The sequence below is a fragment of the Streptomyces sp. BYX5S genome (assembly GCF_054724165.1).
Window position 1 is genome coordinate 6,153,491 of the sequence record NZ_CM138829.1, and the last position, 17,046, is coordinate 6,170,536.

Annotated in this window: 8 protein-coding genes; 4 read left to right on the forward strand and 4 right to left on the reverse strand. The window is 70.2% G+C overall.

From position 1 onward, the window contains the following. Positions 1 to 521: 521 nt before the first annotated feature. Entirely contained in the window at positions 522 to 4,391 is a 3,870-nt protein-coding gene (locus ACYBSK_RS27795; protein WP_460243766.1) for a GH92 family glycosyl hydrolase, read from the forward strand. 36 nt (positions 4,392 to 4,427) lie between these two features. On the opposite strand, the gene ACYBSK_RS27800 is transcribed toward ACYBSK_RS27795, so the two are convergent. From ACYBSK_RS27800 to ACYBSK_RS27810, 3 genes are all read right to left on the reverse strand, one after another. Further along, positions 4,428 to 5,945: an ABC transporter substrate-binding protein gene (locus ACYBSK_RS27800; RefSeq protein ID WP_460243767.1), complete on the reverse strand. Its 1,518-nt coding sequence runs from the start codon at positions 5,943 to 5,945 to the stop codon at positions 4,428 to 4,430. Then, complete coding sequence (locus tag ACYBSK_RS27805; RefSeq protein WP_460243768.1) at positions 5,945 to 8,104, reverse strand: ATP-binding protein; 2,160 nt, start codon at positions 8,102 to 8,104, stop codon at positions 5,945 to 5,947. The genes ACYBSK_RS27800 and ACYBSK_RS27805 overlap by 1 nt, the downstream gene beginning before the upstream one ends. A 107-nt stretch (positions 8,105 to 8,211) precedes the next feature. After that, the gene (locus ACYBSK_RS27810) at positions 8,212 to 11,412 is read right to left on the reverse strand and encodes an NACHT domain-containing protein (RefSeq protein WP_460243769.1); all 3,201 of its coding nucleotides are present in this window, start codon (positions 11,410 to 11,412) and stop codon (positions 8,212 to 8,214) included. 115 nt (positions 11,413 to 11,527) lie between these two features. Between ACYBSK_RS27810 and ACYBSK_RS27815 the strand changes: the two genes are divergently transcribed. After that, a complete protein-coding gene (locus tag ACYBSK_RS27815; RefSeq protein WP_457479991.1) occupies positions 11,528 to 12,049 on the forward strand; it encodes a hypothetical protein in 522 nt (173 codons plus the stop codon). Between the two features lie 58 nt (positions 12,050 to 12,107). On the opposite strand, the gene acnA is transcribed toward ACYBSK_RS27815, so the two are convergent. After that, positions 12,108 to 14,837 (reverse strand): aconitate hydratase AcnA, encoded by a 2,730-nt coding sequence (acnA, locus tag ACYBSK_RS27820; protein WP_457479992.1) that lies wholly within the window; start codon positions 14,835 to 14,837, stop codon positions 12,108 to 12,110. Between the two features lie 376 nt (positions 14,838 to 15,213). On the opposite strand from acnA, the gene ACYBSK_RS27825 reads away from it, so the two are divergent. Beyond that, on the forward strand, positions 15,214 to 15,411 hold the full coding sequence (locus tag ACYBSK_RS27825) for a DUF4236 domain-containing protein (protein WP_457479993.1): 198 nt from the start codon (positions 15,214 to 15,216) through the stop codon (positions 15,409 to 15,411). Positions 15,412 to 15,484: 73 nt separating this feature from the next. After that, positions 15,485 to 17,014: a helix-turn-helix domain-containing protein gene (locus ACYBSK_RS27830; protein WP_457479994.1), complete on the forward strand. Its 1,530-nt coding sequence runs from the start codon at positions 15,485 to 15,487 to the stop codon at positions 17,012 to 17,014. The last annotated feature ends 32 nt before the right edge of the window (positions 17,015 to 17,046 follow it).

Below are 17,046 nucleotides of genomic sequence, written 5' to 3' on the forward strand. Positions count from 1 at the left end.
CTGTACCGAGAGTGGATCCCATGCTCAAGTCCTCGCCTTCTCCAGGACTCAGGCGGTGAACCGGATCCTCCCGGCACCGCGGTGATGTGCTGCGCAACGCAGGTGGAGCTGGGTGGTACCCGCCCGGATGCCGCACAGGCCGGGGCGGTGGCGACAGGTATAGTCCACTCCCTGTGAGAGGGGCAAGATCGAATGCAGGTTTGGGCATCGGTCTTTTCCGAGTTGAGACCTCCCGGAAATACGTCGCACCAGCGACGAACCGTTCTTTCCAACTGCCCTGCCTACAAAGGGTGTAACGGAATCCTCCGCACCGCTTGAACTCGTGCCACTTACACCGACATATGCAATTCCCTCGGCGCGTGATCGCGGTCCGCGCGAGCCCGGGTTCGCGTATGCACACAACGCCGCTTCGTGCACGCATGCGAGCCTCAACACCCTTGACATCACAGTGCACTTCAGCCCCTACTGGACCTTGCTCCATCTACTGACAACGTTGTCCAGCGGCCGGAGGGTGCGCCTTTATGCGAGGCAGATCCAGACAGCTCAGATCCCGACACAGACTCGGAACCACGGCCGCGCTGGGCGCGGCCGCACTCGTGCTCACGGCGACCGGCCAGGGCCTCACGACGGCCCAGGCCGCCCACGCCGCCGAAGGGAAGCCGGCCTTCCGCTCCTCCTTCGAGGCCGGCGAGCCCGCCCCGAACTGGCTGAACACCGTGGACACCGCCCCGGACGGCGCGAAGCGGGCCAGCGGGGTCGACGGCGCGTACAGCAGCGGCATGCCGGGCAACGTCAACGGCCATGTCACCGACATCCGGGCCAGCGACGAGAACTCCGGCGGCGGCGAGACCAAGGAGAACCTCGTCGACGGCGAGCCGACCACCAAGTGGCTGGCGTTCACGCCGACCGCCTGGGTCGAGTACGACCTCGACGAGCCGGTGAAGATCACCACGTACGCGCTCACGTCCGCGAACGACCACGCCGAGCGCGACCCGAAGGACTGGGTCCTGAAGGGGTCGGCCGACGGCAAGGAGTGGACGACGCTCGACTCCCGCTCCGGCGAGACGTTCGACAAACGCCACCAGCTGAAGACGTACGACATCGAGAACCCGGCGGAGTACTCCCACTTCCGCGTCGAGTTCACGAAGAACAACGGTGCGGGCGACGCGACGCAGCTCGCCGACCTCCAGCTCTCGACCGGCGAGGACGCCACACCCGCCCCCGAGGACATGCTGTCGCTGGTGGACCGCGGCCCGACCGCCTCCCCGACCGCCAAGGCGGGCGTCGGCTTCACGGGCACGCGCGCGCTGCGCTACGCCGGTACGCACAAGGGCGAAGGACGCGCGTACTCGTACAACAAGGTCTTCGACGTGGACGTGGCGGTGGCCAGGGACACCGAGCTGGCCTACAAGGTCTTCCCGTCGATGGCGGACGGCGACCGCGACTACGACGCCACGAACGTCTCCGTCGACCTCGCCTTCACCGACGGCACGTACCTGAGCGACCTCAAGGCCGTCGACTCGCACGGCGGGCTGCTCACCCCGCAGGGGCAGGGCGCGGCCAAGCGGCTGTACGTGAACCAGTGGAACGCCGTGACGTCCGGGATCGGCTCCGTCGCGGCCGGGAAGACCGTCGACCGGATCCTCGTCGCGTACGACTCCCCCAAGGGGCCGGCGAAGTTCCGCGGCTGGCTGGACGACATCAGCATCGCGAAGGCCCGGCCGGCCAAGCCCAAGGCGCACCTGAGCGACTACGCGTCGACGACCCGCGGCACGAACTCCACGGGCGGGTTCTCGCGCGGCAACACCTTCCCGGCGACGGCCGTCCCCCACGGCTTCAACTTCTGGACGCCGGTGACCAACGCGGGCTCGCTGAGCTGGCTGTACGACTACGCGCGCGACAACAACGCGGAGAACCTGCCGGCCCTTGAGGCGTTCGCGGCGAGCCACGAGCCGAGCCCGTGGATGGGTGACCGGCAGACGTTCCAGGTGATGCCGTCGGCGAAGTCCGGCGACGCGCTGGACACCTCGCGCTCGGGGCGGGCACTGGCCTTCAAGCACGAGGACGAGACGGCGACACCCTCGTACTACGGCGTGAAGTTCCAGAACGGCGTGAAGGCGGAGATGACGCCGACCGATCACGCGGCGGCGCTGCGCTTCAGCTACCCCGACGACGACGCGAGCGTGGTCTTCGACAACGTCTCCGACCAGGGCGGGCTCACGCTCGACAAGGAGAACGGGATCGTCACCGGCTACTCCGACGTGAAGTCGGGCCTGTCGGCGGGCGCGACGCGGCTGTTCGTCTACGGGGTCTTCGACAAGCCGGTGAAGGACGCCGAATCGGCGGGCGTGAAGGGGCACTTCACGTTCGACGCGGGCAAGGACCGCACGGTCACCCTGCGCCTGGCCACGTCCCTCATCGGCATCGACCAGGCCAAGGACAACCTGGCGCAGGAACTGCCGGCGAAGCGCTCCTTCAGCGACGTACGGAACGCGGCGCGCGCCCAGTGGGACGCGCTGATGAGGAAGGTGGAGGTCGAGGGCGCGACGGACGACCAGCGCACGAGCCTCTACTCCTCGCTGTACCGGCTGTACCTGTACCCCAACTCCGGCTTCGAGAAGGTGCGTTCGGGCTCCGGCAAGGCCACGTACAAGTACGCCTCCCCGTTCTCGCCGATGCCGGGTCCCGACACCCCGACGCACACCGGCGCGAAGATCGTCGAGGGCAAGCCGTACGTCAACAACGGCTTCTGGGACACCTACCGCACGACGTGGCCCGCGTACTCGCTGCTGACGAAGAAGAAGGCCGGTGAGCTGGTCGACGGCTTCGTGCAGCAGTACCGGGACGGCGGCTGGACCTCCCGCTGGTCCTCGCCGGGCTACGCGGACCTGATGACCGGCACCTCCTCCGACGTGGCGTTCGCGGACGCGTACGTGAAGGGCGTCGACGGCTTCGACGTGGAGTCGGCGTACAAGGCCGCGGTGAAGAACGCGACCGTGGTGGCGCCGTCGGCGGGCGTCGGCCGCAAGGGCATGGAGACGTCCCCGTTCCTCGGCTACACGTCGACGGACACGCACGAGGGCATGTCGTGGGCGCTGGAGGGCTATCTCAACGACTTCGGCATCGCGGAGATGGGCCGGAAGCTCTACAAGAAGACGGGCAAGAAGCAGTACAAGGAGGAGTCCGAGTACTTCCTCAACCGGGCCCGTGACTACGTCAACATGTTCGACGACAAGGCGGCGGGCGGGAGCTCCAGCCCCGGCTTCTTCCAGGGCAAGGACAAGGACGGCGACTGGCGGGTGAAGTCGGCCGACTTCGACCCGGCGATCTGGGGCTACGACTACACGGAGACCAACGCCTGGGGTTACGCGTTCACCGCCGTCCAGGACAGCCGCGGCCTCGCCAACCTCTACGGCGGACGCGGCGGGCTCGCCAAGAAGCTCGACACGTACTTCGACACGCCGGAGACCGGTTCCGCGGACGTCGCGGGCTCCTACGGCGGTGTCATCCACGAGATGACCGAGGCGCGTGACGTGCGCATGGGCATGTACGGCCACTCCAACCAGGTCGCGCACCACGTGACGTACATGTACGACGCGGCCGGTCAGCCGTGGAAGACGCAGGAGAAGGTGCGCGAGGTGCTGTCCCGCCTCTACACCGGCAGCGAGATCGGCCAGGGCTACCACGGCGACGAGGACAACGGCGAGCAGTCGGCCTGGTACCTGTTCTCCTCGCTGGGCTTCTACCCGCTGGTCATGGGCAGCGGTGAATACGCCATCGGATCCCCGCAGTTCACGAAGATGACGCTGCACCTGGACGGCGGCAAGGATCTCGTCGTGAAGGCGCCGAAGAACAGCGCGAAGAACATCTACGTGCAGGGCGTGAAGGTCAACGGCAAGGCGTGGAACAAGACGTCGCTGCCGCACTCGGCCATCGCCAACGGCGGCGTCATCGAGTTCGCGATGGGCGACAAGCCGTCGACGTGGGGCACGGGAGCGGGCGCCGCGCCGACGTCGATCACGGACGACGACAAGGTGCCGTCGCCGCGCTCCGACGCGATCACGGGCTCGGGCGCGCTCTTCGACAACTCCTCGGCGACGTCCGCGAGCGCGGAGTCGGTGGAGCTGCCGGTCGGGGCGGACGGCGCGAAGGCCGTGCAGTACACGCTGACGTCGTCGGGCGACCGGTCCAAGGCGCCGACGGCGTGGAAGCTGGAGGCGTCGGACGACGGCGAGGACTGGCAGACCGTCGACGAACGCTCCGGCGAGTCCTTCGCCTGGGACAAGCAGACCCGGGCGTTCTCCGTGCCGGAACCGGCGGCGCACCAGCAGTACCGCCTGGTGTTCACCGGCGGGGCGGCGACGGTGGCGGAGGTGGAGCTGCTGTCGTGACGCCGTCCCGGGTGGCGTGCCGCGTCGAGCGGCGCGTCACCCGGGGCAGTCGCCGTTGTCGTGGGTCCGGTACAGCGACAGCTTCCGGTCGTGCCGCTGAGCGGGGAACTCCACGACCGGCACCGGCTTGCACGCCGACCACCGGTTGTGCGTGCCCTGCCCCGCGAAGCCGTACGTTCCGGTCGCCCCTTGGAGCATGCCGGAGCTGTTGACGGTGGACTGCGACAGTGTCGTGTACAGCTCCTGGCGCGTGGGCAGCTGCTCGGTGTTCTTGCCGTGGTTCATCTCGGCGAAGGTGCGCTTCACCGCCTCGGTGAGCAGCCGCAGTCCGTCGTAGTACGAGGCCGCGTAGCCGTCGTCCAGGGGCTTCTCGCCGAGGGTGTGCGCGGTCTTGAGGGCGTTGAAGCGGTCGAGGAAGTCGTCCATGCCCGCGGGCCGGTTCGCGGAGCCCGCCTTCTCCCAGCGCGGGTCGAAGGAGGCGGCGTCGACGATCGTGGCCTTCGCCTTGTTCAGGTCGCGCTCGATCTCCGGCCGGGTGAGCGTGGGCTCCAGGCCGATGCCGGTCTTGAGGATGCGCAGGCGGCCGCCGTGGTTGCAGGCGCCCGCGTCGGAGAGGGCGTCGATGAAGCCCGGGAGGTCCTGGTCGCGGCCCGCGAAGAAGACCGTGTCGGTGCGCTCGCGGCAGATCTTGTCGACCGCGTCGACGAAGATGCCCGGCTCGCCCTCGTCGCTGCCGGAGGAGCCGGTGAAGAGGGAGGAGCTGGTGGCGAGCCCGTAGGCCTTGCCGAAGCGCTTCCTGAGGGTGCTCGTCAGATCCGCCGAGTACACGTCGCCGGTGTGCCGGTCGAGCAGCAGCAGCCCCTTCTTCTTGCCCTGCGGATACGTGTCGAGGTAGTGCGCCATGGCGTTGGCGAACTCCTTGTCGTCCGGCGAGGTCTTGAAGAAGTACGGGAAGTTCATCGACGAGGCGTTGATCACCGGGCCGACCGCGGGGATCTTGCGTTCGCTGAGTTCGCGCAGGGCCGTCTGGGTGTCGGTCTGGCTGCTGGGGATACCGGTGATGCCGACGAGCGGGTGCTCGGAGTCGGCGGCGAGGTCGTCCAGCTGCTCGACGACGGGCCGCCATTGGTCGAGCTGCCGGCCGACCGGCGCGAGCATCAGCTGGATCTGCGGGCCGCCCGCCCCGGCGTTGGCCTCCTTGAGCGCGGCGAGGGAGCCGGCGAGCGCGCGGCGGATCATGTCGCCGGTCATCGCGCTCGCCTCGCCGGAGGTGAAGGCCATCATCAGGGCGACGCGGACGTAGGGGGTGCCGCTCCCGGCGACCCGGTCGTTCTCCTCGGCGACGGCGTCGAGGAGCGAGCGGATGCCGTGGTCGGCCTCGAAGGACCGCGACGTCACGCCGATGCACTGGCCGTCGATGTCCCGCAGCCCATCGTCGCAGTTGCGCAGCAGCTTCGAGCCGCCGTAGATGCCGCCCGCGACGAGGGCGAGCACGACCACCGTCACGACGAGCCAGTCCAGCGGCCCCCACTCCCTGATCCTGCTGCCGAACATCAGCCTCCTTCAGGGGAGTTGGCGCTTGCGGGGACGGGCAGCTCCTGGCCCTTGCGGGCGGCCGTCGGCCAGTCGCGGGCCGCCTGCCCGAGGGCCGCGTACCAGGTGGGGTGGCGGCGCGCCAGGAAGCCGAGCTCCTCCCCCACCGCCTTGCACATCCGGTCCGCGTCCGGGTCCAGGGCGGCGTCGGCGTACGGCTCGGAGAGGTACCACAGGGCGTGCAGCAGCCGGTTGATGCTGCGGCCCGAGGGGTCGAGGCGCGCGTAGCGGGCGGCGTGCTCGCCGTCGGCGATCTCCACGCGCTGGTCGCACCAGCTGTCGTCGGTGGGCGGTACGGGGGCGTCGGCGCAGCGCTTGAGGCACAACAGCCAGTGCTCGACGCTCTGTTCGGCCTCCTCGGCGTCGAACTCGTCGGCGAGCATCGCGACGACCTGGTCCGGGTTCCCGGCGGCGAGGTTGTGGCGCAGCGCGTCGGCCTCCTCGGTCTCGGCGCGCTGCACGTGGTGCAGGTGGAGGAAGGCGTGGACGGAGCGCCAGCTGTGCGGGGCGTCGCCGGGCGGCAGGGTGCGCCGCGCCTCGTGCACGAGGAGGGTGCGCAGCAGCGGGCTGGTGACCAACGGGTCGTCGGCCTCCGGCAGTTCCTGCCACTTGCGCTCGACGAGGTACTGGGCGGCGGCGGTGGCGGGCAGTTGCTCGGGGCCGACCAGGCCGAGGTCCTGGGCGAGCGCCTCGGCGGCCTTGGAGTCCCGGGCGAGGCAGAGCTTGACGAGGCGCTCGCGCTGCCTGCGGTCGGGCAGCAGGTCGCCGAGGAGCACCTCGGTGACCGGTCGGCCGCCCCTGACCTTGAGGTCGAGGAGGTCGCGCGGTACGACGGTGCGGTTCTGCCGGGCGGTCTCGACGGCGGCGTCGGCGAGGACGGTGCTGGCCGAGGGGTGCCCGCCGGTGAGGGCGTGCAGCGCGGAGGCGAGGTGCGGGTGGAGCAGGCGGGAGGACGCCCGGTCCAGCATGGAGAGGATGTCGTCCCTGGTGAGCGGCGTGAGCGGGAGGACGAGGAGGCCTTCGGACGGCTCGTGGCCGGTGCGCTTCCACACGGTGGCCGCGTGTCCGGGCCGTCTGGCGCCGCCGGGCGGCAGCAGATCGACGAGTTCCCGGCGTACGGCGTGCGGCGCGTCCTCCCTGGGGACGTCGCCGAGGCGGGTGGCGACGACGACGGTGCGGTCGTCGTACGTGCGCGGGCTCGACGCCCGCTGTTCCAGGAGGAGTTCGAGGAACCGGGAGCCCGCCGGGGTGTGTGCCTCGTCGAGCAGGATCAGCGGCCACGGCTCGCGGTTGAGGCGGCGCAGCAGCCCGTGGCAGTGGGCGGTCTCCTCCAGGAAGGCGGCGGTCAGGGCCTGTTCGGCCGCGTGCAGGTAGTCGCCGCCGCGGTGGTAGCGGCGGGAGAGCAGCCACAGCGGGTCCTCTTCGGCGATGGTGCCGTCGGGGGTGGTGTGCCGCTCCCGGAACCAGGAGCGGGAGGCGGTCAGCGACATCCTGGCGCCGAGCTGGCGCAGCACGGCGGCGGTGACGGGCTGGGTGCCGTCCGGGTCGTCGGGGTCGCGGTCCCAAGCGGCGGCCTCGCTGATCGACGTCTCGACCTCGGTGGCCCAGTCGCGGGCGACGTCGCGTTCGGAGCCGCGCGCCAGGTCGGCGGCCAGCAGCATCCGGGCGTGCCGTCGGCACACCTCGTCGCGCTCGTCGGTCTGCCCCACGTGCCAGCCGGACACGGCGAACAGGGCGGGCATCAGCGTGCGGAAGACCCCGTACGCGGGGGTGAGCGCGCCGACGACGCGCTCCAGGATCTCGGCGGGCGACGCGGCGATCTGCGGCGGCAGGCTGCCCTCGGGGAGCTCTTCGGGCAGGCCCGCCGCGAGGGGCGAGCCCGGTACGACGGCCCGTACGTGGGCAAGCGGCAGCCGGCCCCGGTAGCCGCGCGCGAGGGTGTCGAGGAGGGCGCTGCGCCCGGTGCCGTGCTCCCCGGTCAGCAGGACCACGGGGACGTCCGATCCGAACTCCCTTTTGGCGCGCGTGCGTTCGTGGAACGCGAGTCCGGTGAGTGCGGGGACGAGCGAGCCCACCAGGGGTGCGCGCCCGTACAGAAAGGGCGCCTTGGGCCTGGCCATCGTCGGCTGTCCTGCTTCCCTGGGGCTCGACAACTACCGTGTGAACCCTAGAACTTACCGGGGGTGTCGATCTCCCGCCAGACAATCCGCGGGTCTCCGGCACCACCTCACGGACTGGGGTATATCTCCAGTTCGGCGCCTTCGGGCAGCTCCTCGACCCCTTGGACGGTTCCGCCCGGGTACGCGATCCGCACCCGCCGCAGCGAGGTGATGCCCCGCAGCGGGGCGAGGTCGATGTCGCCGCCCTGTGTCACGTGCAGTTCCTCCAGACCCTGCAACCGCCGTGACATGCGCCGCAGTTGAAGCGGGGTGCCGGGCTGCGCGTACACGAACAGTTTGGTGAGCTGCGGGATCTGGCTGGAGGGGTTGAACAGGAGCGTGCTGAGCTGTTCGGCGGAGAGGCACAGTGTGCGCAGCTCGGGCAGCCGGGCGAGGAGGCCGCCCCAGCCGTCGGGCAGCAGCCGGCTGCTCGCCTCGTGCAGCCGCAGTTCCTCCAGGGCGACACAACGTGTGATGTCGGAGAGGTCGGAGGTGCCGGGCGGCAGCGACAGGGTCCTGAGCCGGCCGGGCCTGGGCAGTCCGGACACGCCGCGCCAGGGGACGCCCGCGCCGATGTGCAGGGTGTCGAGGTGCTCGCACTGGTCGAGCTGTTCCAGCGGCTCGAACTGCGGGACGTTCTCCAGGGCGAGGCTGCGCAGCCGCGGCAGGCCGGTGAGCGGCGCCGGGTCCTTCACGTTGCGGCAGCCCTGGAGGGTGAGGCTCTCCAGGTTCTGGAAGTCGTGCAGCAGGGCGAGGTCGTCGATGCCCAGGGCGCCGCGCAGCCGCAGCTCGCGCAGGTGCGCCGCGGACAGGGCGGCGCGTACGGCGTCGGGGTCGAAGTCCCCGTGGATCCCGACGCGCTCGCAGCCGGGCAGCCGCGCCAGGGCGTCGAGCTCGGCCCGGGAGCGGACGGTGACGGGTTCGCCGGGGGCGGCTTCGAGGAGCGGGGCGATGATCTCGCGGGCGTAGGTCTCGGTGTCGAAGCGGTCCCAGTGTCCGAGGAGCTGGGCGCGGACCGTGGACTGGGAGGTGGTGAGGAACTCGCGCAGCCGCGGGATGGCGGCGTCCCCGCCGATCTGGCAGATGGCGTGCGCGGTGGCGAGCTCGGCGTCGCCGTCCAGTTCGTCGGCCCTGGGGAGCAGGCCGAGCAGGAGCGGCCCGGTCCGGGCGAGCACACGGGCCTGGCGGAGGCTGCGCGGCGGGAGCATGCTGGCGGCCTCGGCCTCGATGGTCTGGCGCACGGCGGGTTCGAGCCGCGTGGCCTGTTCGAGGGAGGCGAGGGCCAGGAGCCGGATCCGGGCCTGGACGGTCACGTCCTTCTCGCGCTTGCCGCGGTCGCTGAGACGCATGAGCAGGTCGGCGCGTCCGTTGTGATCGGCCTGCGCGACGGCCATCTGCACCACGTCCTCCCACTGGTCCATGTGAGCGTGTTTCACCAGCATGCCGAAATCACGGTCCTCCAGAACAGCTTTGGCACCCAGGTAGTCCTGAAACGTGCGGTGAATGAAATCAATTGCGCCCGGAGCGGGCTCTTGAAGCAGACCGGAGCGTTCCAGGAGATACTCCAGCGCGTGCTCCGGCGCACCGAGCTTCTCCAGGCTCGGCACCTGTGGCTGGAGTCTGCGCAGCTCGTGGATGGCGTCCTCGCGCTCCATCTGCGTGTCGTCGTTGCGGATCAGCCGGTACGCGAGCCGTTTGAGCGGTTCGGTCGCCGCCTCCTCGTCGAGCCGCGGCCGCTCGTCGCCCCGGCCGAACAGGTCCCGCTCCACGTCCCGGCGCTCCAGCAGCATGGACAGGGCGGCCTTGTAGAGGGAGGCCCGCCCGTGCGGCAGGAAGCCGCGGCGCTCGCGGTGCAGGGCGCAGATGAGGCTGCACATGAGGGGGTTGGTGGCGAGGCGGCTCAGCTCGGGGTTGGACCGCAGCGACGCGACGAGTTCGTCGTCGAGTCCTTCGCGGGCGTCGGCCGCGACGTGCCAGCGTGCGATGAAGCGGCGCAGGCCGTCCGGGCTGAGGGGGTTGAGGCTCAGCTCGTAGAAGTCCTCGCTCCGCAGCCAGCCCGGTTCGAGCGCGGAGGGCCGGGTGGTGCACAGCCACAGGTTGCCGGGGTAGCGGCGCACGAGGCGGCTCAGCCAGTCGCGGGTGCGCCGCCGGTCGGCCTTGGGGATCTCGTCGAGCCCGTCGACGAGCAGCACCGCCCGCCCGTTCTTCAGGACGCGGACGGCCCAGCCGGGCGGTTCGCTGCCGCTGAGGTCGCAGCGCATCCAGTCCAGGAACTCCTCGGGCAACGGGAGTTCGGCGCCGTGCCGGGCGAGGGTGCGCAGCGGCAGCACGAAGGGCACCCGCCCGATCAGCTGGGGCAGGGCGACGGGTACGGCCTCCTGGCGGGCGGTGGTCAGGGCGAGCCACTGCACGACGGTCGTCTTGCCGGTGCCCGCGAGGCCGTGCAGGAGTACCCGGCCGCGCCCGGCGAGCGCGGTCTCGACGCTCTCCTCCGGCACGGACTCGTAGTCGCCGTCCGTCTCGGCGGCGGCGAGCGGTACGGCGGTGGGGCTCAAGTAGGCGTCGTCCAGGGGCCAATCGGGGCCCGCGGGGTCGCGCAGGTCGACGCCGTAGATGGTGAGCCTGCCGTGCCGTTCGACGACGTAGCGGGCGTAGTCGGCCTCGAAGCGGGCGTCGGCGGACACGTGGTCCTCGTCGCACAGCATGCGCACGATCCGCTCCAACAGCCCCTTCTGCTCGCGCAGTTCGCGGGCGTGCGACAGCTGGGCGCGGGCCTCGAAGCCGGGGCGCTCGGTGAAGAACCGTACGAGGTGGACGCAGGCGGTGACGAGGAGCGCGTCGTGGAAGCGGGCGGCGTCGGCGGTGAGCAGCCCCCGAATGTCCTTCTTGGCCGCCTTGTTGAGGGTGGCGGCGAGTTCCTCGGGGCCGAGGAGCACCAGGTCGACGTCGTCCATGTCGAGCTGTCCGAGCGCGAAGAGCGTCCGGGTGAGCGCCTGCCCCACGGCGTCGTGCTCGTCGTCCGGCAGCGGGCTCTCGTGCGGCGGCACGGCCCGCACGGCGCGGCGCACCAGCTCCCGCGACAACCGGTGCATGTCGTCCCGGCTGAGCGAGGGGTGATCGCCCACGAAGGAGAGCAACGACCGTACGCGGACGGGTTTCTCGCCGGGGAACTCGGCGCCCGCGGCCTTCGCCGGCGGCAGCACGAACCGCTTCAGCAGCGGCACCACCACTGAGGAAGCGACCTTCAGCCCCACGGTGCCCAGTTCCACTGCCCACCCCCGTTGCCCACGTACCTTCCACCATAGAGGTACGGCGGCGAACCGGCGGTCCGCCGCACGTGCGCCGGGGGTTGCCGCCAACTCCCTTCGGTGCAACGTTGCTTACATGATTACAGCCGAACAGCACGAGGAGTTGCGCGGCTGGTTCGCCGGCCGGCTGCCCGAAGGGCTCTTCGAGGGGCCGGTCGACGTCACCGTGGACCGCGAGGAGATCACCGTCGTCGGGGCGATCGCCGAGCCCCGGCTCGGCGAGGACGCGTCCGACGCGGAGCGGGCGGCCGCCGTCGAGGGCCGCATCCAGGAGTTCCGGGAGCGCACGCGCGAGGACCGCGTCGGCGTGGCGCGCGAGGCGGAGCACCGCTTCCGCAAGAAGGTGTCGTGGGGCGTGCGCTGCGGCACCGAACAGGCCCTGTTCACGCACGTGTCCGCCCCCGTCATGACCCGGCTGCGCCAGCCCGAGCGGCAGGTCCTGGACACGCTGGTGGCGGGCGGCGTGGCCCGCAGCCGCAGCGACGCGCTCGCCTGGTGCGTACGGCTGGTGGAGCGGCACGCGGACGACTGGCTGAGCGAGCTGAGCGAGTCCCTGGAGCAGGTGCGGCGGGTGCGGGCGCGGGGCCCCGACGCGTGAACGGCGAAGGGCCGCGACCCCCGCCGGGGGTCGCGGCCCAACTACCTCACCGGATCGCTTACTCGCTGATCAGGCTGCGCAGCACGTACTGCAGGATGCCGCCGTTGCGGTAGTAGTCCGCCTCGCCGGGGGTGTCGATGCGGACGACCGCGTCGAACTCGACACCGGTGTCGGTGGTGACCTTGACCGTGGACGGCGTGGTGCCGTTGTTCAGCTCGGTCACGCCGGAGATCGAGAAGGTCTCCTCGCCGGTCAGACCGAGCGAGTCGGCCGACTGGCCCTCCGGGAACTGGAGCGGCAGGACGCCCATGCCGATGAGGTTCGAGCGGTGGATGCGCTCGTACGACTCGGTGATGACGGCCTTGACGCCGAGGAGCGCGGTGCCCTTGGCGGCCCAGTCGCGGGACGAGCCGGAGCCGTACTCCTTGCCGCCCAGGATGACGAGCGGGACGCCCGCGGCCTGGTAGTTCTGCGAGGCGTCGTAGATGAACGACACCGGTCCTTCGGCCTGGGTGAAGTCGCGGGTGTAGCCGCCCTCGGTGCCCGGCGCGATCTGGTTGCGCAGGCGGATGTTGGCGAACGTGCCACGGATCATGATCTCGTGGTTGCCGCGGCGCGAGCCGTACGAGTTGAAGTCGCGGCGCTCGACGCCGTGCTCCGACAGGTACTTGCCGGCCGGGGTGTCGGCCTTGATCGCACCGGCCGGGGAGATGTGGTCGGTGGTGACCGAGTCGCCCAGCTTGGCCAGGACGCGGGCGCCCGAGATGTCCTCGACGGGGGCCGGCTCCATGCCCATGCCCTCGAAGTACGGGGGCTTGCGGACGTAGGTCGACTCGTCGTCCCACTCGAAGGTGTTGCCGGTGGGGACCGAGAGGGCCTGCCACTGGGCGTCGCCCGCGAAGACGTCCTCGTAGGACTTCGAGAACATGTCCTCGCCGATGGAGTTGGCGACGACGTCGTTGACCTCGGCCTCCGTCGGCCAGATGTCGGCCAGGTAGACGGGCTTGCCGTCCTGGTCGACGCCGAGGGCGTCCTTGGTGATGTTGACCTTCATCGAACCGGCGATGGCGTACGCGACGACCAGCGGCGGGGACGCCAGGTAGTTCATCTTGACGTCGGGGTTGATGCGGCCCTCGAAGTTCCGGTTGCCGGAGAGGACCGAGGTGACGGCGAGGTCGTGGTCGTTGACGGCCTTCGAGACCTCCTCGGGCAGCGGGCCCGAGTTGCCGATGCAGGTGGTGCAGCCGTAGCCGACGAGGTTGAAGCCGACCTTGTCGAGGTACGGGGTGAGACCCGACTTGTCGAAGTAGTCGGTGACGACCTTCGAGCCCGGGGCGAGCGTGGTCTTGACCCACGGCTTGCGGGTCAGGCCCTTCTCGACGGCCTTCTTCGCGACGAGGGCGGCGGCCACCATCACGTACGGGTTCGAGGTGTTGGTGCAGGAGGTGATCGCGGCGACGGTGACGGCGCCGTGGTCCAGCTCGTACGTCGAGCCGTCGGGGGCGGTCACGGTGACCGGGTTCGACGGGACGCCGTTCGTGGTGGCCGGGGCGTCGGAGGCCGGGAAGGACTCCTTGCCCGCCTCGTCGACCGAGTCGACGTAGTTGAGCACGTCGGTCTTGAACTGCTCGGCGGCGTTCGCGAGGACGATGCGGTCCTGCGGGCGCTTCGGGCCGGCGATCGACGGGACGACCGTGGAGAGGTCGAGCTCCAGCTTCTCGGAGAAGTCGGGCTCGGCGGCCGGGTCGAGCCAGAGGCCCTGCTCCTTGGCGTACGCCTCGACGAGCGCGACCTGCTGGGCGTCACGGCCGGTCAGACGCAGGTAGTTCAGCGTCTCGTCGTCGATCGGGAAGATCGCGGCGGTGGAGCCGAACTCCGGCGACATGTTGCCGATGGTGGCGCGGTTGGCGAGGCTCGTGGCCGCCACACCCTCGCCGTAGAACTCGACGAACTTGCCGACGACGCCGTGCTTGCGCAGCATCTCGGTGATCGTGAGCACGAGGTCCGTGGCGGTGGTGCCGGCCGGGAGCTCGCCGGTCAGCTTGAAGCCGACGACGCGCGGGATGAGCATCGAGACCGGCTGGCCGAGCATCGCGGCCTCGGCCTCGATGCCGCCGACGCCCCAGCCCAGGACGCCCAGGCCGTTGACCATCGTGGTGTGCGAGTCGGTGCCGACCAGGGTGTCGGGGTAGGCCTGTCCGTTGCGGACCATGACCGTACGGGCCAGCTTCTCGATGTTGACCTGGTGCACGATGCCGGTGCCCGGCGGGACGACCTTGAAGTCGTCGAACGCGGTCTGGCCCCAGCGCAGGAACTGGTAGCGCTCCTTGTTGCGGCCGTACTCCAGGTCCACGTTCTGCTTGAACGCGTCCGAGGTGCCGAACTTGTCGGCGATGACGGAGTGGTCGATGACCATCTCGGCCGGCGACAGCGGGTTGATCTTCGCGGGGTCGCCGCCGAGGGCCTTCACGGCCTCACGCATCGTGGCGAGGTCCACGACACAGGGGACACCGGTGAAGTCCTGCATGATCACGCGGGCCGGCGTGAACTGGATCTCCTGCGCGGGCTGAGCCTGGGAGTCCCAGTTGCCGAGCGCACGGATGTGGTCGGCGGTGATGTTCGCGCCGTCCTCGGTGCGGAGCAGGTTCTCCAGAAGGACCTTCAGGCTGTAGGGAAGGCGGGCCGAGCCCTCAACCTTGTCCAGCTTGAAGATCTCGTACGACTCGTCGCCCACGCGCAGCGTGCTGCGGGCGTCGAAGCTGTTCGCCGACACGACAGTCTCCTTCATATATGTGCGCGTTCCACCGCATCCTGCCGTCACGTCGGCTCGCCAATCCGCTAAGGTAAGGCTAAGTTAGGTAGACCTTACCGACGGACCCGCGCGGCGCCGTGGGCTGCGGTGCGCCTCGGCAGATATCTCGATGTCGAGATAACTCTAATACATCACTCGGTGGTGCCATCAAGCGGTGCCGCCGAGCTCACACTTGAGCGCGTACCCGCCCCCGCTCCCTTCATCGTCGTACGGGGCGCCGGGATGCACCATCGGTGGCCGCCGGGACGGTGGACTTCGGCTCGCGTGCCGACTGATCGCGGGGTGTGCGGGTATTCGTACGGCGTTTCGCACCGCACCGCATCGCATCGCACCGCGCCGAAGGGAGTTCCGCATGCCTCTCACGTTCCGCAAGAGTTTCCGCATCCTTCCCGGGGTCCGGCTGAACATCAATCGCCGCTCCTGGTCCATCACCACCGGCGGGCGCAACGGGCCGCGCCACACGCACAGCAGCACGGGCCGCCGCACCACGTCCATGGATCTGCCCGGCCCCTTCGGCTGGCGCCGCACCCGCACAACCAAGCGTCGCTGAGGTGCACTTGGGGCCCGTCACTCCGACGGGCCCCCCGGCATGCGGCATCTCATATTTGAGATAACCTGCCGCTATGGCAGACGACTACCTCGAACGCATCGGCAAGCTCATCCGCGACGCCCGGCAGCACCGGGGCTGGACGCAGTCGCAGCTTGCGGAGGCGCTCGGCACCAGCCAGAGCGCGGTGAACCGCATCGAGCGCGGGAACCAGAACATCAGCCTTGAGATGATCGCCCGAATCGGCGAAGCCCTCGACAGTGAAATCGTCTCGCTCGGGTACGCGGGACCGATGCATCTGCGCGTGGTCGGCGGGCGCCGGCTCTCGGGCTCGATCGAAGTGAAGACCAGCAAGAACGCGTGCGTGGCGCTGCTGTGCGCCTCGCTGCTCAACAAGGGCCGCACCGTGCTCCGCCGTGTCGCGCGGATCGAGGAGGTGTACCGCCTCCTGGAGGTGCTCGGCTCGATCGGCGTCCGCACCCGCTGGATCAACGACGGCGCCGACCTGGAGATCGTGCCGCCCGCCCAGCTCGACATGAACGCCATCGACGCGGACGCCGCGCGCCGCACCCGGTCGATCATCATGTTCCTCGGCCCGCTGCTGCACCGCATGGACCGCTTCAAGCTGCCGTACGCGGGCGGCTGCGACCTCGGCACCCGCACCATCGAGCCGCACATGATCGCGCTGCGCCGCTTCGGCCTCGACATCACCGCGACCGAGGGCCTGTACCACGCGGAGATCCAGCCGGACGTCGCGCCGGACCGCCCCATCGTGCTGACCGAGCGCGGCGACACCGTGACGGAGAACGCGCTGCTCGCCGCCGCCCGCGCCGCCGGCACCACGGTCATCCGCAACGCGTCCTCGAACTACATGGTCCAGGACCTGTGCTTCTTCCTGGAGGCGCTCGGCGTCAAGGTCGAGGGCGTCGGCACCACCACGCTCACCGTGCACGGCGTGCCGCACATCGACGTCGACGTGGACTACTCGCCGTCCGAGGACCCGGTCGAGGCGATGAGCCTGCTGACCGCGGCCGTCGTCACCCAGTCCGAGCTGACGGTGAAGCGCGTACCGATCGAGTTCCTGGAGATCGAGCTGGCGGTCCTGGAGGAGATGGGCCTCGACCACGACCGCTCGGCGGAGTACCCGGCGGACAACGGGCGCACGCGCCTGATCGACCTCACGGTCCGGCCCTCCAAGCTGGAGGCGCCCATCGACAAGATCCACCCGATGCCGTTCCCCGGCCTCAACATCGACAACGTGCCGTTCTTCGCGGCCATCGCGGCGTCCGCCCAGGGCAAGACCCTCATCCACGACTGGGTCTACGACAACCGGGCGATCTACCTGACCGACCTCAACCGGCTGGGCGGGCGCCTGCAACTCCTCGACCCGCACCGGGTGCTGGTCGAGGGCCCGACCCGCTGGCGGCACGCCGAGATGATGTGCCCGCCGGCGCTGCGGCCCGCGGTGGTCGTCCTCCTCGCGATGATGGCGGCCGAGGGCACGTCGGTGCTGCGCAACGTCTACGTGATCAACCGCGGCTACGAGGAACTCGCGGAGCGGCTCAACTCCGTGGGTGCGCAGATCGAGACGTTCCGGGACATCTGATCGCGCACTCCGCACTCCCGCCTGCCGGTGCG